Annotated in this window: 26 protein-coding genes; 13 read left to right on the forward strand and 13 right to left on the reverse strand. The window is 47.6% G+C overall.

Going from position 1 to position 25,233, the window contains the following annotated elements:
• Positions 1–62: 62 nt before the first annotated feature.
• The 3 genes from METTU_RS19810 to METTU_RS19820 form a co-directional block, all read right to left on the reverse strand.
• A complete protein-coding gene (locus tag METTU_RS19810) occupies positions 63–605 on the reverse strand; it encodes an HPF/RaiA family ribosome-associated protein (RefSeq protein WP_006893775.1) in 543 nt (180 codons plus the stop codon).
• A gap of 51 nt (positions 606–656) precedes the next feature.
• Positions 657–869 (reverse strand): cold-shock protein, encoded by a 213-nt coding sequence (locus METTU_RS19815; protein ID WP_006893776.1) that lies wholly within the window; start codon positions 867–869, stop codon positions 657–659.
• A 192-nt stretch (positions 870–1,061) separates the two neighbouring features.
• Positions 1,062–1,265: a DUF2934 domain-containing protein gene (locus METTU_RS19820; RefSeq protein WP_006893777.1), complete on the reverse strand. Its 204-nt coding sequence runs from the start codon at positions 1,263–1,265 to the stop codon at positions 1,062–1,064.
• A gap of 495 nt (positions 1,266–1,760) precedes the next feature.
• Here METTU_RS19820 and METTU_RS19825 point away from each other — a divergent pair, with 495 nt between their 5' ends.
• Positions 1,761–4,151 (forward strand): Lon protease family protein, encoded by a 2,391-nt coding sequence (locus METTU_RS19825; RefSeq protein WP_006893778.1) that lies wholly within the window; start codon positions 1,761–1,763, stop codon positions 4,149–4,151.
• A gap of 355 nt (positions 4,152–4,506) precedes the next feature.
• Here METTU_RS19825 and METTU_RS19830 read toward each other — a convergent pair whose 3' ends face one another.
• The 5 genes from METTU_RS19830 to METTU_RS19850 all read right to left on the reverse strand — a co-directional run bounded on the left by METTU_RS19830 (position 4,507) and on the right by METTU_RS19850 (position 9,443).
• Positions 4,507–5,865: an IS1182 family transposase gene (locus tag METTU_RS19830; RefSeq protein WP_006889238.1), complete on the reverse strand. Its 1,359-nt coding sequence runs from the start codon at positions 5,863–5,865 to the stop codon at positions 4,507–4,509.
• A 221-nt stretch (positions 5,866–6,086) separates the two neighbouring features.
• Positions 6,087–7,034 carry a zinc metalloprotease HtpX gene (locus METTU_RS19835; protein WP_006893779.1) on the reverse strand — a complete coding sequence of 316 codons (948 nt, stop codon included), beginning with the start codon at positions 7,032–7,034 and terminating at the stop codon, positions 6,087–6,089.
• Complete coding sequence (locus tag METTU_RS19840) at positions 7,034–7,681, reverse strand: MlaC/ttg2D family ABC transporter substrate-binding protein (RefSeq protein WP_006893780.1); 648 nt, start codon at positions 7,679–7,681, stop codon at positions 7,034–7,036. The genes METTU_RS19835 and METTU_RS19840 overlap by 1 nt, the downstream gene beginning before the upstream one ends.
• 35 nt (positions 7,682–7,716) lie before the next feature.
• Complete coding sequence (locus METTU_RS19845; RefSeq protein ID WP_254258120.1) at positions 7,717–8,166, reverse strand: acid-shock protein; 450 nt, start codon at positions 8,164–8,166, stop codon at positions 7,717–7,719.
• Between the two features lie 155 nt (positions 8,167–8,321).
• Entirely contained in the window at positions 8,322–9,443 is a 1,122-nt protein-coding gene (locus METTU_RS19850) for an aminotransferase class V-fold PLP-dependent enzyme (RefSeq protein WP_006893782.1), read from the reverse strand.
• Between the two features lie 437 nt (positions 9,444–9,880).
• Between METTU_RS19850 and METTU_RS19855 the strand changes: the two genes are divergently transcribed.
• The 8 genes from METTU_RS19855 (at position 9,881) to METTU_RS19890 (ending at position 16,736) form a co-directional block, all read left to right on the forward strand.
• Positions 9,881–10,243, forward strand: coding sequence for an EthD family reductase (locus METTU_RS19855; RefSeq protein ID WP_254258122.1), 363 nt, complete (start codon positions 9,881–9,883; stop codon positions 10,241–10,243).
• Positions 10,244–10,247: 4 nt separating this feature from the next.
• Complete coding sequence (locus METTU_RS19860; RefSeq protein ID WP_006893784.1) at positions 10,248–10,892, forward strand: FMN-binding negative transcriptional regulator; 645 nt, start codon at positions 10,248–10,250, stop codon at positions 10,890–10,892.
• Between the two features lie 262 nt (positions 10,893–11,154).
• On the forward strand, positions 11,155–12,033 hold the full coding sequence (locus METTU_RS19865) for a DUF2971 domain-containing protein (RefSeq protein ID WP_040581660.1): 879 nt from the start codon (positions 11,155–11,157) through the stop codon (positions 12,031–12,033).
• A 357-nt stretch (positions 12,034–12,390) separates the two neighbouring features.
• Positions 12,391–13,131 carry a response regulator gene (locus tag METTU_RS19870; protein WP_006893786.1) on the forward strand — a complete coding sequence of 247 codons (741 nt, stop codon included), beginning with the start codon at positions 12,391–12,393 and terminating at the stop codon, positions 13,129–13,131.
• 474 nt (positions 13,132–13,605) lie between these two features.
• Positions 13,606–14,049 carry an IS200/IS605 family transposase gene (gene tnpA, locus METTU_RS19875; RefSeq protein WP_006893789.1) on the forward strand — a complete coding sequence of 148 codons (444 nt, stop codon included), beginning with the start codon at positions 13,606–13,608 and terminating at the stop codon, positions 14,047–14,049.
• Positions 14,050–14,269: 220 nt separating this feature from the next.
• Complete coding sequence (locus METTU_RS19880; RefSeq protein WP_006893790.1) at positions 14,270–14,599, forward strand: hypothetical protein; 330 nt, start codon at positions 14,270–14,272, stop codon at positions 14,597–14,599.
• Between the two features lie 301 nt (positions 14,600–14,900).
• Positions 14,901–15,521, forward strand: a complete 621-nt coding sequence (locus tag METTU_RS19885) for a TetR/AcrR family transcriptional regulator (protein WP_006893792.1) — start codon at positions 14,901–14,903, stop codon at positions 15,519–15,521.
• 96 nt (positions 15,522–15,617) lie between these two features.
• Complete coding sequence (locus METTU_RS19890) at positions 15,618–16,736, forward strand: methyltransferase (protein ID WP_006893794.1); 1,119 nt, start codon at positions 15,618–15,620, stop codon at positions 16,734–16,736.
• Between the two features lie 126 nt (positions 16,737–16,862).
• Here the strand turns inward: METTU_RS19890 and METTU_RS19895 are convergent, their stop codons facing one another.
• Positions 16,863–17,252 (reverse strand): DUF2380 domain-containing protein, encoded by a 390-nt coding sequence (locus METTU_RS19895; protein WP_006893795.1) that lies wholly within the window; start codon positions 17,250–17,252, stop codon positions 16,863–16,865.
• Positions 17,253–17,361: 109 nt separating this feature from the next.
• The gene (locus METTU_RS19900; protein WP_006893797.1) at positions 17,362–18,444 is read right to left on the reverse strand and encodes a DUF3047 domain-containing protein; all 1,083 of its coding nucleotides are present in this window, start codon (positions 18,442–18,444) and stop codon (positions 17,362–17,364) included.
• A 72-nt stretch (positions 18,445–18,516) separates the two neighbouring features.
• Here METTU_RS19900 and METTU_RS19905 point away from each other — a divergent pair, with 72 nt between their 5' ends.
• Positions 18,517–19,296 carry an AraC family transcriptional regulator gene (locus tag METTU_RS19905; RefSeq protein ID WP_217182956.1) on the forward strand — a complete coding sequence of 260 codons (780 nt, stop codon included), beginning with the start codon at positions 18,517–18,519 and terminating at the stop codon, positions 19,294–19,296.
• Positions 19,297–19,555: 259 nt separating this feature from the next.
• The gene (locus METTU_RS19910) at positions 19,556–20,944 is read left to right on the forward strand and encodes an L-lactate MFS transporter (protein WP_006893803.1); all 1,389 of its coding nucleotides are present in this window, start codon (positions 19,556–19,558) and stop codon (positions 20,942–20,944) included.
• Positions 20,945–21,073: 129 nt separating this feature from the next.
• On the opposite strand, the gene METTU_RS19915 is transcribed toward METTU_RS19910, so the two are convergent.
• From METTU_RS19915 to METTU_RS19925, 3 genes are read right to left on the reverse strand one after another with little or no spacing between them, the layout of a single operon-like run.
• The gene (locus tag METTU_RS19915; protein ID WP_006893804.1) at positions 21,074–22,156 is read right to left on the reverse strand and encodes a protein-glutamate methylesterase/protein-glutamine glutaminase; all 1,083 of its coding nucleotides are present in this window, start codon (positions 22,154–22,156) and stop codon (positions 21,074–21,076) included.
• Between the two features lie 27 nt (positions 22,157–22,183).
• The gene (locus METTU_RS19920) at positions 22,184–22,783 is read right to left on the reverse strand and encodes a chemotaxis protein CheD (protein WP_006893805.1); all 600 of its coding nucleotides are present in this window, start codon (positions 22,781–22,783) and stop codon (positions 22,184–22,186) included.
• A complete protein-coding gene (locus METTU_RS19925; protein WP_436969960.1) occupies positions 22,774–23,625 on the reverse strand; it encodes a CheR family methyltransferase in 852 nt (283 codons plus the stop codon). Before METTU_RS19925 ends, METTU_RS19920 begins: the two co-directional genes overlap by 10 nt.
• A 46-nt stretch (positions 23,626–23,671) precedes the next feature.
• On the opposite strand from METTU_RS19925, the gene METTU_RS19930 reads away from it, so the two are divergent.
• Both METTU_RS19930 and METTU_RS19935 read left to right on the forward strand, forming a co-directional pair.
• A complete protein-coding gene (locus METTU_RS19930) occupies positions 23,672–24,841 on the forward strand; it encodes a methyl-accepting chemotaxis protein (protein ID WP_006893808.1) in 1,170 nt (389 codons plus the stop codon).
• Between the two features lie 21 nt (positions 24,842–24,862).
• Positions 24,863–25,231, forward strand: coding sequence for a response regulator (locus tag METTU_RS19935; RefSeq protein ID WP_006893813.1), 369 nt, complete (start codon positions 24,863–24,865; stop codon positions 25,229–25,231).
• The last annotated feature ends 2 nt before the right edge of the window (positions 25,232–25,233 follow it).

The raw sequence follows: 25,233 nt of genomic DNA on the forward strand, positions 1-25,233 counted from the left end.
TGCCGGGTTTATTATCCAGCATATTGACAATTAAAATGTCGGGTATTATAAAGGCCAGTATCTTAGGGATAAACAATACTGGCTTGTGGGCCGAGATCGTCTGTTTCTTCGACATAACGGATCTCATCGCCAACTTGTAACGCATCAAATCCACTTCCTGTCACGCTGTTTCGGTGGAAATAAATTTCATGCCCGTCTTCAGCCTCAATAAAGCCGTGATCTTTTTCCGGTAACATGCGGCTTACGGTTCCGGTGCTTTGCAAGTCATGCGTTTTAACCTTGCCCTGCTGAATCCGTGCATAATCTTCCAATTGCCTTGTCGCTGCGTTAAAGGCGTCACGTATGGCTACATAAATATCTTCATGAGCCTTTTTGTCATGATGCTCCCGGCTAATGACCAACTCTTTGCGCGGCGTGGTGATGTCAATGCGAATATGGTATTGATTGCCTTGATGATGATGGTGGTGCTCTGCTTCCACCGCAACCCGGCAGCCCATAATATGCGAATGAAACCTATCCAGCTTGCCGGCTTTTTCACGGATTTTAGCCTCTACAGCATCAGAATGGGGTATCCCATGAAAAGTGATTTGTAATGGGATTTGCATATTACTCACCTTATTGAGGTTAAATTCGAAAATGAATACTCTGCTGCGGCATCAGATGACAATTAAATCTTCAGCTTGCGGGCCTTTTTTTCCTTGCGATACATTGAATTTTACTTTTTGCCCATCAGTCAATGACTTAAACCCTGTGCTGCTAATATTGCTGTAATGAACAAAGACATCAGGGCCTTTTTCCTGTTCAATGAAACCAAAGCCTTTGCTGGCGTTAAACCATTTAACTGTACCGGTATTTGTTTGTGTAGACATAATTAAAAATCCTAAAGAATAAATTTTATTTTAATTAAGTAATAAATGTATTACTTAATTTTGATTTTTCGGTATAAATGGTAGCTATCAACCCGACAGTTAACCGAGTATATTTTTTCATCTATTTAGTTAATCAGCATAACATCTCCAATAATATAAAAATAAAGTTAAGTCCTTTAATTTACGTAGGGTCTAGTGAGGAGTGTTTTTAGCAATCATTTCATTAAATTCCCGTTCTGCCTCAATCCAGTCATCAAGTTCATGGCCTGGTTCAAAACCTCTGTTTTCTGCCTTGTAGAAGGCAAGTTCAGCAATTTTTGTGTAACAGTCTGGGAGGTTTATAGGCGTAAAAGACCCCACTATGATTAAATTAGCGTCTTGGATAGGCGTACTCACTTCTCACCTCACTCATAGCTAAGTTGCTAGATTCGTATGAATTCTTTGATCGCACATAGAAAAATTCAACTGTGAGCATTGAAACAAAAAATTAAGAATAAAAATATTAGTGTAAATACCTAGTTTCACAGCAATTTTAGAAGAGCACTAAAATGAATGAAATTTTACCGACGCAAGTTGGAGCTTATAGGAATTGGCACATAAATCAGGCGCACCATTTGGCTTAAATTAACTGTCTAACCAAAAACACACCACAGTTGTCGTAAGCAGGCAGGTGGTAATACTTAGTGTAATAATATTCTGGAAATAGGGTTAAATAGCGACTATTATTAAAATATAAATTTCATCGCTGTGTTTAAAGTTGTTAATTATCAATATCTAAAAATAGATAATAAGCCTTGCTATAAGGTATTGTTTTTTGTATCAAACGCAGGGGGCGTATATTTAACGCTACCCAATTAATAAACTGAGTTTTCCACGCAGAGTATATAACCCATGAAAAATACACCGTTGGATCCTTCACAACTCTATAAACCATGTAATGTCGAACAGTTAAAGTTCAGCTCCACCCAGGAGCTTGAAGATATTGATATTGTCGTAGGACAGCAACGCGCTGTTGAAGCCGTAAAATTAGGCATCCACATGCATAAAAACGGTTACAACATCTTCGCAATGGCCCCTTCCGGCACCGGTAAACTGACTACCGTACGACAGTTGGTCGAACACGAAGCCAGTCGGCAATGCATTCCTTCGGACTGGTGTTATGTAAACAACTTCAGTCAGCCTGCCAAACCGACGGCCATTAAATTCATGCCGGGACATGGTAAGGTGTTCAAGCAGGATATGGAACAATTGATTGAGGAGTTGAGCATCGCCATACCTGCAGCGTTTGACGGTGATGAATACCGATCCAGAACGGGGGAACTTGAAAGCGAATCGCGGCGACGGGAAATAAGCGAACTCAGCCAGTTACGTGAAGAGGCGGCCAATGCCCATATTATCCTCACCGAAACCGCGACCGGTTATGCCTTTTCTCCTGCGAATGAAAACAACGAAATTATCAGCCCCGAGCAGTTTAATAAGTTTGATAAGGACAAGCAGCATGAAATACAAAAAACCATTTTCGACTTGCAGGAGCGTCTGGCAAAACTGCTGAAAAATTTCCCCATTTGGCGCAAGGAAACCAAGCGCAAACTGCAAGCGCTTAACCGCGAAGTTGCGGAGCAGGCCGTCAACCATTCCATAGATGACCTGATTGAAAAATACGCCAAACAGGAAGCTGTCCTTAGTTATCTAAATGATGCTCAAAAAGATATTATCGAGCATGTGCTGGATTTTCTTCCGCGTAGCGAAAAAATGTTGCCGTTTATGGAGTTAACGCAGGAATCTAATCCGCTTAAACGTTATTGCGTGAACCTGATGGTGGATTTTAGCGGCAAGAAAGCGGCTCCGGTTATTTACGAAGATCATCCGAATTACAGCAATCTCGTCGGTCGTATCGATCATCAGGCTTACATGGGGTCGCTAGTCACCGATTTCACGATGATCAAACCCGGTGCGTTGCATAAAGCCAATGGCGGCTACCTGATTATCGATGCCCGAAAGCTGCTGTTTCAACCCTATGCCTGGGATACGCTAAAAAGAACATTACAATCCGGTGAGATTCGTATCGAATCGCTGGAACGGGCGCTCAGTCTGATCAGCGCTACATCGCTGGAACCGGAACCCATACCGCTTAATTTAAAGCTTATCCTGATGGGGGAGCCGGTGATTTATTATTTGCTGAGCGAATATGACCCGGAGTTTCACGATCTTTTTAAAATCGCAGCCGATTTCGACCAATCGGTTTCCAGAGAAGACAACGACCATGACTACGCCCGGTTGCTGGCGACTATCGCCCGCCGCGAGAAGTTACGTCCACTGAGCCAAAACGCAGTTGCCAGGGTTATCGAACAGAGCTCCAGAATGGTCGGTGATGCGGAAAAACTGCTAACCCACCTGCGTAGTATCAAGGACTTGTTAACCGAATCGGACTATTGGGCAGATAGTAACGGTCACGAGCATATTACCAACAGCGATGTGCAACAGGCTATTGACCATAAAACGCACCGGTTGGATAAGGTCAGGGAAAAACTGTATGAGAATATACATCGAGGCACGGTATTAATTGATATTGAAGGTAAGGTTACCGGTCAGATCAACGGCCTTTCGGTATTACAGCTAGGTGAATTTAGTTTTGGACAACCTTGCCGGATCACAGCAACCACCCGCCTAGGCACCGGCAAAGTGGTGGATATTGAACGTGAAACCGAATTAGGCGGCGCTATTCATTCAAAAGGCGTATTGATATTGTCGAGCTTTATCGCCGCACGGTATTCCCGGAAAACGCCGTTCTCGATTGCCGCCAGTCTGGTATTTGAGCAATCCTACGGTCACATTGAAGGCGACAGCGCCTCTTTGGCAGAACTTTGCGCTATTTTATCGTCGCTTGCCCAGATTCCGTTACGGCAGGATTTGGCAATTACCGGTTCGGTTAATCAACTGGGCAACGTCCAACCGATAGGCGGAGTTAATGAAAAAATTGAAGGATTTTTTGATGTTTGCGCCAAAAAAGGATTAACCGGCACTCAGGGGGTGATCATTCCCGCCACGAATATTAAACATTTGATGCTGCGCTGGGATGTGGTGCATGCCGCTCAATCCGGCCAATTTAGCATTTACGCCGTCACAACCGTAGATGACGCCATTGAGTTGCTTACCGGCATGGAGGCTGGTGCTGTTAACGAGCAGGGCGCTTATCAGCCGGAATCATTTAACGGTCAGGTTGAAGCCCAGTTGTTGCAATTTACCAAGATCAAGAAGGCATTTGGCAGTAAATCCAATTGATGGTTGACTATAACGGATTGCGGTTTTTGTCGGGTATATAGACCCGGCAGAACTGGAGTCGTCATGGTACACAAATGCTGCAACCCGTATCAGAAGCAAGTAACCGCCAACTACATGTAAGGCAAAGCCGCCGAGGCATGATGGCAGATAGGTTGTTTTTCCATCTGGCTGTAATTGTCGCTGCTGCCAGGAATGTAAACACATAGTTTTCATGAGTGTTTTCGCTAGGAGGCTGTCGGATTAATAGAGCGAGCCTCCCCACTTAATCACGATTAAAATTTAAAAAAGTGGTTTATTGGGATTTTTAATGCCCATAGTTCTGTTTTATGGGCAGCTCAATGCTCTTTTTCCTCTCTCACCCTCTTAATACATGCATTCTTTTTAAATTCCAGCCTATACAGACTAAATTCCATTCACTTTGGACGGATTCCAGGCCTCGAAGCTGGAATTGCCTGAATCCCTGGACGTGTTTAATGATGCCAAACACGGTTTCGACAGTAGATTTTCGCTTGCCGTAGAGTGCTTTGCCCGCTTTGGTTGTTAAGCGATGGGTCATGGCCTCAACCGGCGGTAAGGTGCTTTCGCCTATTTCCGGCTGATGCTGAAACCGGGCGTCAAGGGCTTGGTTATGGCTTTGCCGCTTTTGGGCGATGTACGGTTTTATCTTTGCATCAGCACACGCCTTTACATTGGCTTGGCTGAAGTAGCCGGTGTCGGCCAACAGGTTGTCAACACTCCCCAAGCATTCCGGGAGCTGTTCCAGTTTGGCTAAGGCCGGTTCGATTTCTTGTTTGTCGTTGGTGTGTTGGGTGATGTGATGAGCAACGATCAGGTGGGTGGCAATATCAACACTGGCTTGGGCGTTATAGGCTTGTTCAAAACCATTAGGGGTCGGCATGATGCGGGACTCTTCATCGGTCAGGCTGACTTGATCTTTACCTTGAGGCGCATCGGTAGGCGCTTGGGGGGCTTTGCCGCCCATTTTCTTGCCGGTTTCACTCAGGTGTTGTTCACGCTTAGCCTGCTTTTCGTCATACTCGGCCTTTTCTTGCGCGTAACGCGCCTTGGCACGGGCCTGGATTTCCTGTTTGGCTTTGGCAATCACTGCTAAACGGTCTTGGCGGCGTTTGAGTTCCTTGGGTACATCCATGTCTTCTGGAAGCGGGGAATTGTCGGCGGCTTCAGCCAGTTTCATCAAGGTTTCAACTTCCTGTTTGAACTGGGCTTCCAGTTGATTGGCGTAATCCCAGCTCAAGGCTTTATGCTTGCTGGCATTGGCTTTAATCTTGGTGCCGTCCAGGCTCACCGTACCCAGCTTAAGCAGCCCCAAGGTTTGTGCAAGTACCAATATCTCGACAAATAGGCTTTCGATCTCTTTGCCAAAGCGCTTGCGAAAGCTGTTGATGGTGTCGTGATCTGGGTTTTCGTTGGCGCAGATGTATTTAAAGGCCATCGAGTCATGAGTGGCTTTCTCCAGTTTGCGACTGGAAAATACGCCGGTCGCGTAACCGTAGAACAGCAACGCCAACAGCATCGCCGGATGATAGGGGCGCTTTCCTTTGCCCGCATAGACGGCTGATAGCGTCCGTAAATCCAGTTGATCGACAATCTCGACAACAAAACGGGCCATATGATCTTCAGGCAAATAATCCTGAACACACGGGGGCAGAATGTAGGGGGTATCGCGATCAATCAGGATGAATTGGGTAGCCATTTTTGTTTTTTGATTTGGTGTTTCGATAGGGTTATTTTAACACTTTTTGCACTGCTAAATCCGACAGTCTCCTAGATTCCAAGCTTGAGCTTGGGATCTAGGTGTGGAGGCTCTAGCTTCCCGTGTCGCGAAGCTAGAGCCTCGCCTTTGATGTTCCCAATCTGGAGATTGGGAACCAGCGCAATGAGTCTGTCAGTAAATCCGAGGATTAGCTACGGAGTTTAATACCAAAACCCGCCCAAATGCCTGCGGGGTTTTCTAATTGATTTTTGATAATGGACGGGTACGGAAAATCCGTTATGGTTCGAATATTTCAGGGTTTGTTTCGAAAGCTCTTTCAAACTTAACAGCCGTTTTATTCTTTCTTCGGTGTCCGGGTGCGTTCTGAGTACGGAGGGAATCGATCCTCTATGACCTCGACCCAACAGAATGTCGAAAATCGAGGACTCATAGACTTCCAGTTTACTTAATGCCATTGCCAGCCCTTCGGGGTCGCCCGTTAATAAAACGGCTTGGCGATCGGCATCAAACTCTTTCATTCTGGATAATGAAAGTTGCAGGAAACCCATAATGGTCGGTGCCACAATCAGCACGCCTAATGCAAACCAGGAAATCGTCACCAAGCCCAGAAAATACAGCGGCAGATTTAAAAAAATCAGCAAAAAACCAGTCAAAGACAAGGTGTTGGTGATCCGGTTGAGGACATCGGCATAAGTCATCACCCGCACATCATTATGCTGGATATGACTGATTTCGTGTGCCAGTACTGCAATAATCTCTCTCATGCTCAGTGTATGCAGCAGCGAATCACTAAGACCGATCGCCGGATTTGCCGACGTACCTACCGAGAAAGCATTCATAAGTTGACTGGGCAGGTAGTAAAGCTCGGGCGGCGCAGGCAAATCGGCACGAGCGGCCAACTCCTGTGTTACCTGATAAAGACCGGGGGCATCATTCGCCGATAGCAATCTACCTCCATACAGGGCAAATATGAAAGCGGGGGATATGTTCGGGCTGATAACCAATATCAGGACACCTAAAGCCGCCGCCCACAAAATGCCATCGACACCGGCCAAAATAAAACCCACTAATGACAAAATGACGCCCATGCAAAGAAAAAGCGCCAAGGTGTGAACGAAGTTTTTTAGCTTGCGGTTAAACTCTGTCATCAGGAGTCTTTTGCTGAAAGCGCTTCGGCATTACGTTTAACCAGGTTATCGATAACGGCGCTTAATGAACCTTTGGTTTGAATTTCGTCATTAAAAGTTGAACGGTAATTAGTCACCAGACTCACGCCATCAATCATAATATCGTAGACTTTCCATTCGCCTTTAGTCAGGAGCATCCGGTAATTTACGTCAACAGGTTGCAGGCCGGGTTGCAGAACCTCTGTTTTGACGACGACTTTTGTGGCTTCATTTGACATTTCAAGCGGCATGAAACGCATGGTCCAGTCGTTATATTCTACAAACGCCCTGGAATAGGTTCTTACGATCAGGGTCTGGAACTCATGTTTAAAACGCTCCTGCTCACCAGACGTTGCTGTTTTCCAATGTTTCCCCAGAACTAACGGTGCGATTCTGTCGAAATCGGTATGGGGGTAAATAACGCCATTAACGAATTGCGTAACTTGTGCAAAATTCCTGGTAAAGGATTTGTCCTTCAGTTTTTGCTGTAATTGTGCCGAAACACTTTGGATGATTTGTTGCGGGGGTTGTAAATCCTCGGCTATTACTTTTGTGGTGGGTATTAAACCGAGTAATAGAGCAAAAAATAAACCCACTATTGCGTATTGTTTAGTTCGATTTCGCATCATTACCCGGTCCTAAAAAATATTAAATAATGCTCGGATTACTTGGGTTTTGCCATCTTTTCATGATTTTCGGCTGCTTTTTCATGTTCCTTGGCCAGCGCTTCATGGTGTTTAGCCATCGCTTCGTGGTGCTTTTTCAATTCAGGATGTCCCGCTTTACCATATTCTGCGGCCACCGATTCATGATGTACTGCCATTCCTTTGTGATGTTCCGCGTGTTTCTTATGAAGCGCTGCCGCTTCCTGATGCTCTGTAGGTGATGTAGCAGGCGCAGAGATATTTGCGGGATGTTCAGGCGCCGGCACAACTTCCGCCAATAAGGGTGTAGAAACGATGCTCAGGCAAGCGGCCAAGGCCAAACCGATATAAGTACTTTTCATAACTGTTTCCTCATGTGAATTAATAGCATTGAAGTAATTATTTTGTTGAAGATGTAGTGAAAAGTGCTGTTGAGTTATTTTTACTGCATTTTCAACGCGTATCATCATGTCGGTAGTTCTAATGAAGCGCAAGTTGGGTCGATTGCGTATTGACAAATAATAGTCCTGATGGTTGACGTGCCAACCATCAGGATATATCAGGATTATCACCCCGGGATGAATGGCCCTCCGTGCTGTTAAGGTCTTCGTAGTAAATAGTGTGCTTACAACAAGTCAATCAACTCAAACGCCCGGTCGATTTCCTCAAACGTATTATAAAAATGAGGCGAAAATCGTATGCCGCCGCCGCGCAAGGCGCAAACCACGCCGTTTTCCTGCAAATATTTATATAACACCTCGTTTGAAACCGTTCGGTGTTTAAAGATAACAATGCCGGATTTAAGCGGACTTTGCTTTGCCGACAATAAGACTAACCGCTCGTTTTTATCGATCATATCCTTTACATAATCGGACTTGTCTAAAACCTGCGTTTCGACCGCAGCCATGCCGGTTTCCAGCAATAAAGACAAACTGGCGGAAAAAGCGTGGATGCCCAGCATATTGGGGCTACCGCATTCAAAACGACGGGCGGTGGGGTGAACTTCCCACGGCTGGTTTTCATAATTGTGGATGTCTTTCATCATGTGCCAGCCGTATTGGGTCAGCTTTAGCTTGTCCCTGGCCTCGGGCGTGGTGTAAAAAACGCCCAAACCTTCGGGGCCGAACATCCATTTATGACCGTCGGCCATTACAAAATCCGCCTGATAAGCCTGCACGTCAAATTGCACCGCGCCCAGACTCTGGATGGCGTCAATGCAAAACAGGATGCCGCGTCGCTTGCAGAATTCACCGATCCTTTCCAAGTCCATACGCAGGCCCGAGGCAAATTGTATGGAACTGATGGTCAGTAAGCGCGTGTTGCCATCGACCAGCGCAAATAAAGCATCTTCGGGGGAATCGGCGCTGTGTAAGTCGGCCTGGCGAAATTCCACGCCCTGATCGGCCAAGGATTCCCACGGCAGTCTGTTGGAAGGGAATTCCTCATTGCTGGACACAATATTGTCGCCGGACTGCCAGGTCAAACCGTAGGCGACAAAGGACAAGGCTTCCGAGGTGTTTTTAACCAGCGTAATATCGTCAGGGGAGGGGGCATTTAACAAAGCCTGCAATTGGGTGCGTAATTCAGCTTCCTTGTTTAGCCAGTCCAAGTAGAAGTGTGAACCGTAGCGGGTGTTTTGTTCGGCAAACTTGATTACCGCCGCGCCGGTTCTTTTGGGCCAGGGGCCTACGGCGGCATGGTTAAGATAAATTAATTCGTCGATCAGCGGGAATTCAGGGTGTTTCATGGTATCCACGTGGTAGGTTAAACAGCATGTTCATTTAAAATGGCATTGATGCGCGATGCAGACCTTTACCCGAGATAGCCGCATAGATTCGCTCTTAGGCGACTTTCTTGTGTAACAACACATTTGCACTCGCGTTTTAGACCGTATTTTTTAGCTTCACTGCGTTCAATATATCGTATTTAAAAATCGAGTTACAATAATCCTATCATCGCAGCTGAAGTTTTGTTGGGTGCATTCAACTTAGTCATGATGTTTTTGATATATAAAGTTGACAGTACGCTTTGAGATATTCAAGGATGCACAAAATCTTGCCAGACGTTTTACCGTCGTCAGTCTGGCGTCCTGGCGGTTTTACTGGGAATACCCCCTGCAAGGAAAAAATCCCCTGGCATTGAGTAACGCCTGAACGAATCGATGAAACATGATCCTATCAAGCCATGCTATTTAACCCACCATTCACCACTGACCGGATCTTCATGATAAAAATCAGCATCCTGTACCCCAGCAATCCAAGCGCACGGTTCGATATGGGCTATTACATCGACACGCATATGCCGTTGTCGATTGGGCTTTTGAGCGCCCATACAGGATTCAAGGGCGTTTCAGTCGAGCGCGGGCTTGGCGGCGCAATGCCGGGAACGGATGCCGCCTATATCGCCATGTGCCACTTACTGTTTAATTCGGCTGAAGACTTCATGGCCGCTTTTATGCCGCACGCCGAAGTGCTGCAAGGTGACATGCCCAATTACACCGACATAGAGCCGGTTATTCAAATCAGCGAAGTCCTTATTTCCGAGTAGACCCATGTACATACCATCACAATTTGAACAGCCCAATATTGAGGTTATGCACGAGCTGATTCGCAACCGGCCGCTTGCGACATTGGTAACGCTCGGGTCGAACGGCATTAACGCCAATCACATTCCATTGCATCTTTCGTCAACGCCGGAACCGTTTGGCGTGTTACGCGGTCATATCGCGCGGGCAAATCCGCTCTGGCGTGAGCTTGCAGCGGATGTTGAGACGCTGGCTATATTTCACGGCCCGGACGCTTACATCAGCCCGTCGTGGTATGCGACTAAACAGGAAGCAGGAAAGGTGGTTCCGACCTGGAATTATGCGGTAGTTCATGCCTACGGTTTGTTGCGCATCATCGATGACGCTGCTTGGATTCGTACTCAGCTTGAAGCGTTAACACAGCATAACGAAGCCGCTTTTCCTGAGTCGTGGGCAGTGTCGGATGCGCCGGAGGATTTTACCGAAAAGCTGATTGGGGCTGTGGTTGGGATTGAAATGGTTGTTACTCGGTTAATCGGCAAGTGGAAAGTCAGTCAAAATCAACCTTCGCAAAACCAGCGTAGTGTTATAGAAGGGCTGAATGCCAGAGGACAAAGCGAGGCGGTAACAATGGCTGCATTGGTTAATGCCGGAGTTAAAAATGTACGCTGATCGGCGCGGTTGCAATTCGGGGTACAATTGGCGCTAGCCTGTTTGGAAGTGATTTTTGGTGGGTTGATGGTGTTGTATTTGTTTGTGCGTCATGTCCTGTTTTTGTAACGTTGGCTTAATAAAAATAAATTATTTGAGGGATTTATGAAGAATATACAACAACGCGGTTTTTTATATGACAGTTGGTGTCGTATATATTACGTTATGTGCTCAGCTCAACACGACCAGTCAGCAAACGAGAATATGGAGATACTTCGTTGCGATGGATGAAATAGAGTACGAACGTAGAATATCCGACCTAAACGGCTGGGCAGAATCAGTCAGGGCCGAATTGGCTAGCCTGATCACTGATCGTCCTGCTTCAGTCATTTATCACTACACTGACCTAGCAGGACTAATTGGCATTATTTCTTCTGGACGCGTATGGGCAACGCATACGGGTAAATTGAATGATGCGAGCGAGAATCGCCACGGATATGAATTTGTTGCCGATCATGTTCGCGCCAACCTTCCAGAGCCCTCAAGACCAATATTTGAGAAAGCGCTCTCAGTTTTGCGCAGTGTTGATACGTACGTGGCATGTTATTCGACACAAAGTGACCTCCTAAGCCAGTGGCGAAATTATGCCGTCGGGCGTGTAGGTTACAGTCTCGGATTCGAAACAACTAGAATGGCGACGGGCGACGGTAGCATGCCCCTTCTGGAAGCAGTGATCTACCGAGATGACATCGCCAGGTCGGTCATTGATCAATTGCTTGGAAGAATTGACGCGTATTTTGTTCGTCAATCCTTCGGCGAAGTTGAAGTAGGCTATGTGTCAGGCATGTTGCAGGCCCAATTGAACATCATTGCGTGCATCCTAAAGCACCCAAAATTCGAAGAAGAGTCTGAGTACCGGCAGATCTATCAGCCAAGCAGTTCGGCGCTTGTACTGAATACGGAGTTCAGACAAGGAAGATTCGGGTTAACTCCATTTGTGAGGATTGGGTTCTTGGAGAAAGATCGGCTTCCGCTTAAGACGATAACAATTGGACCATGCCAAGACCCGGAAACTGAATCCAATGCTCTGAAGATGTTTCTATCCAGCAACGGCTACGCACACGTAGAAGTGTTGACGTCTGAAATACCGCTGCGGATGTAGCCCCGTAGGCCGGAATAAGCCGGTTCGAGCGGCTGCGAGAACTGGTGTTTCCGGTAAACATCATCCAAATCCGCCGGAAACGCCACCTCGCGCTACGCGCTTGGATGGCCTTATTCCGGCCTACGCCTAGGGATGAAAGCTGTAAGGCGGATTCGCGCTAGCATCGTAGATTGGGTTGCAATCTTTTCCCAACCCAACACATTCTTACTCCAAGCGGGGCGGGGTTTGCAACCCCGCTCCTAACGTTTCAGCAACACGGGTTATACTTAACTAACGCCTTACGTTTCGGACGGGGCAACATGCCCCGTCCGGCTTGGGTGTGCTCGAATGTCTCGTTATGTAAAAAAGGAAAAGGAAGTGAATATTTTAATTGCTGAAGATAACCAAATTATTCAAATGCTTCATGCTGAGCTAATGAGTCACTGGGGATATGATTTCGATATGGCATCAAATGGCATAGAGGCTATTGAATTCGCACAGAAAAATGACGGCAAATATGATTTTTGCTTGATGGATGTTGAAATGCCAAAAATGAACGGAATTGAAGCTACAAAGATCATCAGGAAAATCGCAAATTATTTTCCGATCATGGCATACAGCAGCAACCATGATTACAAAAAAGCATGCTTTGAAGTGGGAATGGATGATTTTGCACTGAAACCATGTCCTCCCGATGAGTTGTTTTATAAAATAAATGAGCTATCAGTAAAACTATATAATCTCATAACTAAGCCAAAAAATTTCGCTATAAAAGAGGTGATGCCAGTGGACAAAAAACATGCAGATGAACTGCGGGATCTTGCTAAACAAGGGTTATGTAAAATAAATATACGAGGAGTCGGTGATCATGACCTGACTGTTGTTGTACATAAAAATGTACCCTACAAGATATCGAATGATTTTATCGGAAATGGTGATGAGGTCTCTGTTTTTCTTGATCGTTCTTCTGACAGGCCAGCCGAGTGCCACCTATATAAATCAAGCTGCCCTATGCCAGCCATTTTTTTAAGGGATGATGAATTCGAAGAAAAACGAAAAGCGGAGGATGAGTTATTGAAAAATTGTGTAGCAATGGTTGTTAAAAAGAGTAAGCCATAGTTTCAAGCGGGGTTGCATTGATGACGCCACTTGGGTTCGCACCCAGCTTGAAGCGTTAACCTCAAGCGGGGCGGAGTTTGCAACCCCGCTCCTAACGTTTCCACGATGTCTAGAAAGTGGTTGAGCTTAATCAACACAAAACGTTTCGGACGGGACAACATACCCCGTTCGGCTTGTAGACACACAAATTGATAATTCCATAATGGCAATTTTTCGGTTAGCTGGGTAGGTCGGACAACATGGTTGAGTTGCATCCTTTCGCAACCCAATACCTTTGGATGGAAATGTTGAGTTAACGATTCCAACCTTAGACGCTTTAGGTGACGCTGAAACCCAACGCGTCAGGAACCCCAACGGGGTTCAAGCCGTTAGCCGGGGGTTGAGCGTAGCGACACCCCCGGACCAGATAGCATGAGACAAAAAACCTCGACCCCGGCGGGGTCGCAGAAACACAACATTTAAGCGAAGTTTACCATGGCATCCACCTATCTTAGCCTGCATTACCATATCGTATTTGGAACCAAAAACCGTGCTCCCGTCATAGATGCAAAATGGCGTCCTCGGCTTTATGATTATCTCGGTGGAATTGTCCATAGACTGGGCGGGTTTTCAAAACGAATTGGTGGAATCGATGACCATGTCCATTTGCTGGTGTCTTTAAAATCCACGCACAATCTTGCAGACCTGATGCGGGAGTTGAAGAAAGCATCTTCCGTGTGGGTTCATGATACATTAGGAGAAAAGCAATTTGCATGGCAAGAAGGTTATGCGGCTTTCACCGTTAGCGCGTCCGGGCTGGACGCTGTGGCAAAATATATCGCCAATCAGGAACAACACCATAAAATGAAATCGTTCCGGGATGAGTTGGTTGAAATGCTGAAAAAATCCGGTGTCGATTATAACCCGGATTATTTGTAGCCCGAATTACTGCGACCCCGCCGGGGTCGAGGTTCTTTGTCCATGCCATCCGGGGGTGTCGCTACGCTCAACCCCCGGCTAACGGCTTAAACCCCGTTGGGGTTCCAGACGTGTCGGGCAACATCTTTTTGTTGCCCAATATTTTGATGTATATGAATATCGGGCATAAACAGTTTGCCCCAATGTGACTCCATAACAATAATCGATAATAAGGAACAAAATGAATAAGAAAATTTTAATGTTTATCGCGGCTTTATGCCTCGGCTTATCGGCATGTAGTGCAGAGAAGGATAATGGAAACCTCGTTAAATCGGCTTTCATTAATAACTGTATAAAGCAGGAGAGTTCGACACGCTCTGCGGAACAAGCCAAATCCTACTGTGATTGTGCAGCTGATGCAGTGTTTAGCAATAGTAATATTTCCGATGAAACAAAAAGCCTGATGCCGACTATGAGTGATAAGGACAGTAAGATCAATAAACAAAGTGATATTGCAACGGTAAGGGGGCTGCTGATGTCCTGCTACACCAAAAAGTTTTATAAAAAATAAGCCTGAAAAAATCAATGTAGCCCTGTAGTAGGCCGGAATAAGCCGGTTCGAGCGGCAGCGAAAACTGGTGTTTCCGGCAGACACCTCCCAAATTCGCCGGAAACGCCACCTCGCGCCATGCGCTTGGATGGCCTTATTCCGGCCTACGCTACTGTTGGGCACATCTATCCGGTTCAGAATTAACATCCCTAAGCAGCAAATTTCCCAACCAATCAAACCGCCTAAGTTGATTGACAAAACTTATGGTGACACCCACTTGCAACTGCTAATCTAAATTCACTATCTGATATTGGAGAATGTGATGTTTAGCAACCCCGAGTTTGCAACCGATCCCGTACGCGAGCGGCTGCTCAAAGCGGCTCTCGACAGTTTTCTGTCCGACGACTACCACAAGGTCACGACCCGTCTGATCGCCGAAAAGGCCGACGCCAATATCTCAATGATCCGTTACTACTTTGGCAACAAAGAGGGCTTATATGAGGAGATGATCCGTGACACGATGAACCCGCTACTTAACGTGTTGGACGGGCAAATGCTGAACTCCGTTGATGGGGTTAAAGACTTCTTCAAGCTGTATTACGAGACCATGTCCAAACGGCCCGAGTTTCCGAAGCTAATCTTGAAAGTTCTGGCCCTTAACCAGGGACCGGGGCGGCGTTTTATTCAACAGCTATTGGAGCGAGGGCGCACGCGCGGGGCCAAGAAGGTGGAGGATATGAAGTCTGCCGGGCAAATCGCTCCTTCATTAGACCCTGACATTGTCAGGATGGCCTTTGTCAGCTTGGCAATGATGCCGATCCTGCTGAAAGATGTTTTTGAAGAACAGATGGGGCAAACAATGGATGCCGACTTCCTCGAAAAATTGGCCGCATTCAATGGCTACCTGTTTTCCACGGGCTTGACGCCGACAAGGGCGGAATAGCTTGGGCGTCTAATCCCCTCATCCCAACCCTCTCCCGGAGGGAGAGGGAGCCCGTTGTTAAACAAAGTGGTAGATATGAATATCAGGAGATTTGCGATGTCATTACAAAAAAAATCAGGCCCGGTTCGTCGCTTTGCAAAGCTGATGAAGTTTGCCGCTTGGCTACAGAATATTTCCAACAAGATCACGCCGCCACCGTTTCGGCTTATCCAGATTGGCTCTGCGTTTTGGCAGTCGCGTGTGCTTCATGCCGCGGTACATCTGGACATTGCATCCGTTCTGGGCGATGAGCAGTTCGCAGTTGACGTCATTGCGGCACGCGTCTTGGCGCAACCGGACGCCATCTACCGTCTGCTGCGCATGCTGGCGGCCATGGGTATATTTGAAGAAGTGTCGCCGCAAGTCTTCAAAAACAATGCGCTTTCCACTTACTTGCGAGAAGACAACCCGAAGAATGTCAGGGCAATGATTTTGATGCATAACTCGCTTGAGATGAGCCGGCCTTGGTATGAGCAGCTGGAACAGGGAGTGCGTAGCGGGGACGTCCCATTTCAAATTTCTCACGGCCGGGAGCTTTATGCCTACATGGACGATCATGCCGAATTCGATGCGCTGTTTGCCCGTGCGATGGACAGTGTAGAGGCATTGACTGGCGACAGTTTTGCCACTGACTTCGATTGGGGACGATTTGAGCGAATCATCGATGTGGGCGGCTCGAAGGGAAGTAAATCATTAGCCATACTAAAGCGCTATCCGCATCTGACAGCTTTGGTGTTCGACCGGAATCAGGTTATTCAAACAGCGGCAAGCTATTGGGCCGGAAAAGCCTCGCCAACTCTTCTGTCCCGATTAACCTTCCAAGCGGGGGACTTGCTCGAATCGGTTCCCGCAGCCAAAAACGACAAGGACATCTACTTGTTGAGCGCCGTTCTGCATGGCATGGATGACCAGAATTGCGTAAAAGTGCTGCGTAATCTCGTCGCCGCAAGTACGGGTACCGGTGCCCGCATTGCGCTAATGGAGTTGGTTGTTCCGGAATTGAAGGCCGATTTTTCCAGTGCAGCTTTCGATATGCAGATGTTCATGGCTACCCGAGGCAGGGAAAGAACGCTTCCCGAATGGCAGGGGCTTTTCGATCAATCCAGGTTGGCGCTTGAGGAACTGGTAGGGCTTCAATCACTGGGTAAGATACTCGTATTGAGGCCGAAGGATTAAGCCGAAAGGTACGCACAGCGTACCCTACGACCTTATCCAGTTAAGGCGTTGTTTTAGACGCCGAATCGGAGAGCTGCTCGATACGTGCAGTTAGCTTTTTAGCAAGCGAATTTATGCTTCGTTGCGTCACTTTAGGGTTTTTACATTGACCAAATGCACCATTAAATAGGAATACAAAAAACTGTGTTTGCTGTGCTGTCCAACCACTACCCAGTCTGCGCCGGACTGCTTGCCCAGTTTGGCGGCAACGTCATTAAAATTAAGCAGATAGCCTATACCGGCGGTTGCGGCATTCTGGTCATTAACGCTGATTTGAACAATTTCATAATCGCCAAGTCGCCTGATGGCCTGCTCAAGCAAGGGCTTCATCGATGCTGTGCGGGTCAATTCCTCCGGCGTATTCGGTAACAAAGTTTCGTCAAGCAACTCAAAGTTTAAGATGGCAATGCGGGGAGCGGCATTCACGGGATCACTAAAAGCCAGATAAACCAACAGTATTAAACTGATAATTTTCATGATATTTGCTCCCGATATAGTGATTGAGATTTTAAATCTCCTCACCCTAACCCTCTCCAGCAGGAGAGGGGATAAATGCTCCTGATTTTGAAGTGCGGTGAGTATGAAATCATTGCACAGGCACCACACGGTCATCGTTCAGAAAGCTGATGTCTGCATATTGGCACACGCCTTCTTCATGCTGAAAAAGACTAACCGCAATCAGCCAGACTTTGACGATGTTGCCCGGCATTGCTCCGCCTATGGCGTTGATATAGTCCTGATAGACATCCCGATCTTCATTAAACCATTCGCCCAAGCCTTGTTGACCGGAGCGGATCACGACATGGGTTTCGCGGTGAGTCCAGGTCGGTATCGGGCAACGATAGACCGTTTCGGGCGGCAGTTCGGCGCTCCAGTAATAGGTGATGTCCTGGCCGTTATCGAATTCGACCGCGATGCTTAAATAGTCGTGGGTGGGCAAGGTGTCTTCCCGTACAGCGGAGGGTAAGACATCCATTTTCCAGGACCAGCGCAAGCGGGTGTTCGGCTTAAACGGCAGGGAAATCGGTTTTATCAACAGGCCGCCGTCATTGTGGGTATGACAGCAGATGGCCGATTCTTTCGCAGGCACTGCATGGGACTGATAAACTTCCGCAGGTCCGGTAAACCATAGATAATCCCAGCCTTCCGGCGTAATAACCGGCGAAACCAGCCGGTCGATTTCCATTGCGATCAGGGTATCCACGTCGCCGTTCTCGGCAAGGCTTTTTAGGCCGTCCAGCGTATCGCCCTGCCAGCGGATAAGCAGCACAGCCAAGTTGCCGGTGACCATGTCATATACTTCGTCCGGCGTTGCCAGTCCGCCGGTTTTGCTGGACCATTCCCCCGGAAAATAACTGGCCAGATAAAGCCGTCCCGATTGCGCTACGGTAAAACTATGACTGTCGCGGGTGCCGCGAAATATCTCGCCGTCCTGACCGATACGAAACCACAGCTGAAAGTTGGGTTCCAGCGTTATGGGCAGGTCTTTAAACTGCGTTTGCCCGGCTGCAAAAGAGGTAAAGTTATCGCCTGCTTCAACATCAAGGCCGGTATCGAACCAGGGTTTTTGCTCGGAGGGCAGTTCAAAAAAACGATGCTCGAAAATAACGCCTTTTGCAACATTGCCCAACAATTCTATAAAGCGGGACTTAAATTCAATAATATTCATGATGTCTCCTGTATCGGTAAAGTTCATAAAAATCAGCTGCAAGGATTATAATCAGATCGCCCTCATTAAATCTTGTATAAACTGGCTATGCTGAAACTTTATCCTGCTTATATGCGCTTGTTTATTTGGCGAAGCCGGTCGCTTTATTTCGGTCCGTCGGTGCATTTGGATGCGCACGCTTATGCGACAGTGGCATTGCATGTGGGGATTTACCGGCCTTTCAGGATAAAGATCGCTAACGGTGTCTGGCAAAGTTGCCGTTGTGCGATTGTCCCGGCCGGTATTCCGCATGAGCTTGATTTTGAAGGCGGCATCCACGGCAAATTATTTATTGAACGGGACAGCTCCGACTATTTGTATTTCCAGCGCCGCTTTGCCTGCCCGGAACAGTCGCTATCATTATTTCAGGATGATGAGCTGATCGAACAATTGTGCTGGATTTATGAATTGGATCCCGATAAAACCGTAATCGAAAACTGTTTGAGCGACTTGTTGCGCTGTAACGGAGAGCTGAATTTAGTGCTCGACCCGCGCGTACAGACTGCTATCGACCTGATCTGCGATGAGCCGGATTACAATTTCTCACAACAATATCTGGCCGATAGGGCCGATCTTTCGCCGTCCCGGTTTTTGCATTTGTTTAAACAGCATACTGACGTCCCTTATCGGCGTTTCAGGACATGGAAACGGCTGTTCTTAGCATTGGAAAGTTTAAACGCCGTTGATAATATGACGGTAGCCGCGCTGGATGCCGGATTTGCCGATGCAACCCATTTCAGCCACAGCTTTCGCGATAACTTCGGCATAAACCCGGCTTACGTATTTCGCGGCATTAATCGGTTTGAGGTTTGAGCGCTCAATTTATCGGGATAAAGTTTCAACGACTCGGCGGTTAACAAAATGGAACGCGGATAACGCTGATGATTAAGATAAAATATGATTTTTCGTAATTATTCAGCGAATGCTAACTACGATTAATAGAACACGGATGTAAAAGCCGAAGCCATGTTGTTTTACGCTTTTTAATCAGTGCTCATCATATTCATCTGCGTTATCTGCGTTCCATTGCATTTAATGACATTTATAATAAAAACAACAGGAACAACGTTTTATGTCCACATGGTTAGCTTCATCCTTTTTATCGAAAGACAGAATTATTGCCAAACCGGGTTTTAACCGTTGGCTGGCGGCTCCGGCGGCTTTGGCGGTACATCTGTGTATCGGCCAGGTTTACGCATTCAGTGTTTTTAATTTGCCGTTGACCAAGGTGCTGGGCGTGACCGAGTCATTGCCGGAAGATTGGAAACTGACCACCTTGGGCTGGATATTCAGTCTGGCTATTATGTTTTTAGGGCTGTCGGCCGCATTCGCCGGGAAATGGCTGGAAAAAGTCGGGCCGCGCGTCACCATGTTTTGCTCGGCGCTTTGCTTTAGCGGCGGCTTTTTTATTGCGGCGGCCGGCGTTGAGCTGCATTCAATCTGGCTGCTGTATTTGGGTTACGGCGTATTGGGCGGCATCGGTTTGGGGCTGGGCTATGTGTCGCCGGTTTCAACGCTGATTAAATGGTTCCCCGATCGGCGCGGCATGGCGACCGGTTTGGCTATCATGGGTTTTGGTGGCGGCGCAATGATAGGCGCGCCGTTAAGCGTGTTTTTAATGAAGCATTTTGCGTCGGCGACATCGGTTGGTGTTGCCGAGACTTTTGTGACCATGGGCTGTATTTACCTGGTTTTTATGATGATCGGCGCTTTCAGTATCCGTTTGCCGGCAGAGGGCTGGTTGCCTGCCAATTTTCAGCCGGACACGCGCAAAAGCAAGTTGATTACGGACAAGCATGTCCATGTCGAGCAGGTCCTTAAAACACCTCAGTTTTACCTGTTGTGGCTGGTGTTATGCCTGAATGTGACGGCCGGAATCGGCGTACTGGGCCAAGCTTCGGCGATGAGCCAGGAGATGTTTAAGGATCAGATCACGCCCGAGAAAGCCGCCGCTTTCGTTGGCATGCTTAGCTTCTTTAACATGGGCGGGCGTTTTGTCTGGTCCACGCTGTCCGATTACCTGGGCAGAAAAAACGTTTATTTCACCTTTTTCGTGCTGGGCTGCGTGCTTTATTCGATCGTGCCTTATACCGGACGAATGAACAACGTCATGCTGTTCATGGGCTGTTACGCGGTGATTATGAGTATGTACGGCGGCGGGTTCTCGACCATACCGGCCTATTTGGCCGATATTTTCGGCACCCAATACGTCGGGGCGATTCACGGTCGGTTGCTCACTGCCTGGGCTACGGCGGGGGTTGCGGGGCCGGTGCTGGTTAATTATCTCAGGGAAAGTCAGATTGCGCAGGGCGTGCCCAAAGCCGATGCTTACAATATGACCATGCAGATCATGGCCGGGTTATTGCTGGTGGGATTTTTTTGTAACTTGGGCATCAAGGCGGTCGATGAAAAACATCATCTCAAGCATGATGACGTAAATGATCAGTTTGATGCGGCTTGAGACAGTTGTTTTATGATTGATAGTCCACGGGTTGGAGAGGTTTAAAACGGATTTTTAAAAGCCGAAGCCACGTTTGCTGTGTGCTTTTTTAAATCCGTGTCATCTGTCGATTGCACTAATGAGTTGAATCTAGGCTTTTTTAAACAGCGCCCGGGTAGGCGCTTGCATAATCAGTTGCGGAATGGCTGACAACGGCAAAATGCCATCGACAGCGCCCAGTTTGACGGCTTCCTTAGGCATGCCGTAGACCACGCAACTGGTTTCATCTTGGGCTATGGTCAGGGCGCCGACATCGTGCATTTCTTTCATGCCGTGAGCGCCGTCATCGCCCATGCCGGTCAGGATAATGCCGACTGCATTGGCCCCGGCAGATTGAGCGCTGGAGCGAAATAATACGTCTACTGAGGGCCTGTGTCTGCTTATCAGCGGCCCGTCCTTGATTTCAACCTGATACTGCGCGCCGCTACGTTGCAGCAACATGTGCTTGCCGCCGGGAGCGATTAAAACCATACCGGGCAAGACGCGATCATTATGCGCGGCTTCTTTTACCGTTACTTGGCAAATACCGTCCAGCCTTTTGGCAAAAGCCGCAGTAAAATGTTCCGGCATGTGTTGAACCACGACTATCGGCGGGGCAGTGCGCGGCAGCTGGGTAAACAGGTATTCCAACGCCTGCGTACCGCCGGTTGAGGTGCCGATGACGATTACCCGATCGGTTGTTTGCACCATCGGCTTAGGGGGGCTGACGCCGAACAGGCTGTTTGTGCTTGCCGCGACAGGACTGGCCGAAGCTGTGCTTGATTTGATTATTCGAGGTCGGGATCCCGCCGCAGCCTTGATGACGTCGATAATGGTGGCTTTGGATTCTTGCAGGAAGTTACGCAAGTTGACCTTCGGCTTGGTGATGATGTCGACCGCACCGGCGCTCATCGCCTGCATGGTCACTTCCGCGCCTTTTTCCGTCAAGGTGGAGCAAATAACCACCGGAGTAGGGCGCTCGCTCATCAGTTTTTTAAGGAAAGTCACGCCGTCCATGCGCGGCATTTCAATGTCCAGCACAATAACATCAGGCCATTCGCTTTCCATTTTCTTCATCGCGAAAATGGGATCGGGCGCCGCGCCGATGATTTTTATGCCCGATACGCCGTCCAATAAACCGGTCAATACCTGTCGCACCACGGCGGAATCATCGACTATCAATACTTTAATCATTAGACATGTTTTTAATTAATAATGCCGTTACCAAAAATCAGCCTGATCCGATGGCTGCGGGATGTGTAGAGCGGTATTTCTTTTCAGGAAACGTTGTTCCTGTTTAATAACGGCTTGTTCCTCAGCATGTTCAATGCTTTTAACATAGACGGAAAAGTCGTTCGCCAGAAAAAAGATGTTGCGACCGATGTGACCGCCCAAACTGGAGGCTACCAAGGGGATATGTTCGGTTTTCAAGAAGGTTTTAATAAACTCGCAGTTGACTGCGCCTATGGATTGTCCACCGCGTAATTCATTGCCCAGTTTAAGCACGTCGCCACCGCCAAAGGCTTTGGCTTTTAGATGAATGCGTTGCGCGCCCTGTTTTAGCATCTGGTTAATCAGCAGCTCCATCGCATGGATGCCGTAGCGCCCGCCTTCCGAGCCTAACAGGGCCGCATTGTGGGCAGAATGCTGCTGAGCCAGTAAAAAATGATTCATGCCGATCACGCGATTAACCGGATCATACAAACACGCCGCTACGCAGGAACCCAGCAGGGTGGAAATAATTTCATCCTTTTTGGTGACATAACTTTCGCCGGGGTCGATGATGATCCTCGGCAGTCCCTGATACTGGCCTATTTGCACGGTTTTTGATAAATGGAAGGCGTGACCATGGCTAATTCGGTTTTAACACTGTGCAAGGTTTCAGAATGGCTGATAAAAAAATAGCCGCCCGGCTTTAACGCTGAAATGACGCGCTGCACTATATCCTGTTTGGTTTCCGTGTCAAAGTAGATCAGCACATTGCGTAAAAAAATAACATCGAATTGCCCAAGGCTTTTGGGCAGCGCAGTTTTAAGGTTGACCTGTCCGAAACTGACGCGGTTTCTTATTTTTTCATCGACGCGGAAATAGCCGTCCTGAGAACGTACGCCTTTCAGACAATATTTGTCCAGGTAACGTTTGTCCATATTATCCAGCCTGTCCATCAAATAAACGCCTCTTTGCGCGGTTGCCAATACCTCGGTATTGACATCGGAGCCGAATATTTCCCATTTTCTCATGCCCAAGCCTTCAGCCAAGGTCATGCCGAGCGAATAACTTTCTTCGCCGGTGGAGCTTGCCGCGCTCCATAGACGGAAATTATCGCCTCGCCAGGACTTGATAATCTGTTCCTGAAGAAAACTGAAATGCTTGGGTTCGCGAAAAAAATACGTTTCATTGGTGGTCAGGATATTAACCATCAATTGAAATTCGTGGGGATGTTGTCCTGAATTGAGCAATTGGTAGTATTGCCCGTAAGTTTGCAGGCCGTAATGCAGCAAGCGTTTAGCCAACCGGCTGGCCACCATGATTTTTTTTTCCGGTGCCAGCGCGATGCCTGCATGATCGTAAATGACACGCCTGAAATGGGCAAACTCTTCGGCGTTGATGGGTTCAAGACTGATAATAAACTTCCGTTTTATAAGAAAATTAGAACTACGTATAAATACATATTAAACTAGCTAGTCTACTAGAACAACGGAGGTTTGAATGCGGAACGGCCAAAATAACATCGACACTAAATTTCTGTACGGTTCATTACCCGCATTGCCGGTTATTTTGAGTGGGATAATCATGGTCTGGCAAAGCGGGGCGACTTTGTATGGCGTGGTTATCAGCCTATTGTTGGTGCTGTGCGGGATAGGAAGCGGTTTGCTCTTGTGGTACCGCTATGTTAACCAATTGACGCAAATCAATTCCCGTTGGGAACAGGACGAAATCGGCAAGATCGATACGGTTGCGACTTATACCACCGAATTGGAGCGGTTGCTGTTGACCATCAGCCCCATACTTTCCCAACACGTAATGGTTTCGCGTGAACATACCGAGCAGGAGATTATCTCGTTAACAAGTCGTTTTGCCGACATGGTTGGCGAACTTCAGCTGATTGTCGACAGTGCCGATAATACCTTGGATGGGCAGCATTATCACTTGGACAATGTAATTACTACCAGTCGCGAGCTGCTGCAACCTGTTCTGGAAGTGCTCAAACAGGCTCATAAAGCAGACCACGATGTTTTAGGCGAACTGCAAAAATTATCCGGGCACATGAGCGGACTGAATGCCATGTCGACCGAGATACGTAACCTGACCGGACGAATCAACCGGTTGGCGCTTAGCGCGGCTAATGAAGCCTCTTTAGCCGACGGCTTTGAAGTTATTGAGAATGACGCGCGTAAATTGGCGGATGATTTTTTACACATCGATCAGCGCTTGGGCAGCCAGGTCAACGATACGATTGCCGCCGTAACTGCTGCGTTAAAAATAGCGAAAAATGCCGCGCAGGTCGATGATTCAACCCTGTTTCAGGCCGAAGCCAATATCGAACAAACGTTATCCCACTTGAGTCTGGCCTTGGCCCATTACCGCGACAACGCCGGCACGCTTAGAAACAATGCCGAGCAAATCCGCGGCGAAATTAATAATGTATTGGTAGCCTTGCAGTTTCAGGATCGCGTCAGTCAAATATTGATGCAAGTTGAAAATAACTTGCTGAATCTGCAAAAAACCATTGAAAAGATACAAGAGCAAGGCAGTAACCGCGATGGCAACATGCTCCGGGTCGATGAAGCCGTAGAGCATATAGAAGAAAACTACAAGTCGGTTAGCTCGCGGCCTGATCATGCACCGGACAGCTCGGACGAATTAACTTTTTTTTAATACAAAGGTAGGCTTTTACTTATGGCGAAAACAATTATGATCGTGGATGACTCCGCTTCAATGCGACAGGTGGTCGGGATTGCACTTAAAGGAGCAGGTTATGAGGTGATCGAAGCCTCTGACGGCAAGGATGCATTAGGCAAACTGAACGGCGTTAAAATTCATCTTATTGTCAGTGATATTAATATGCCGGTTATGGACGGCATTGCCTTTGTTAAAGCGGTTAAACAGCTCGACAGTTACAAATTCACTCCGATCATCATGCTGACCACTGAAATGGAAGAAGATAAAAAACGCGCGGCCAAAGAAGCCGGTGCTAAAGCGTGGGTGACCAAACCCTTTCAGCCACCTATCTTACTCGCGGCCGTCGCCAAATTAGTGCTGCCTTAACC

Source organism: Methylobacter tundripaludum SV96, from assembly GCF_000190755.2.
GTDB lineage: Bacteria > Pseudomonadota > Gammaproteobacteria > Methylococcales > Methylomonadaceae > Methylobacter_A > Methylobacter_A tundripaludum.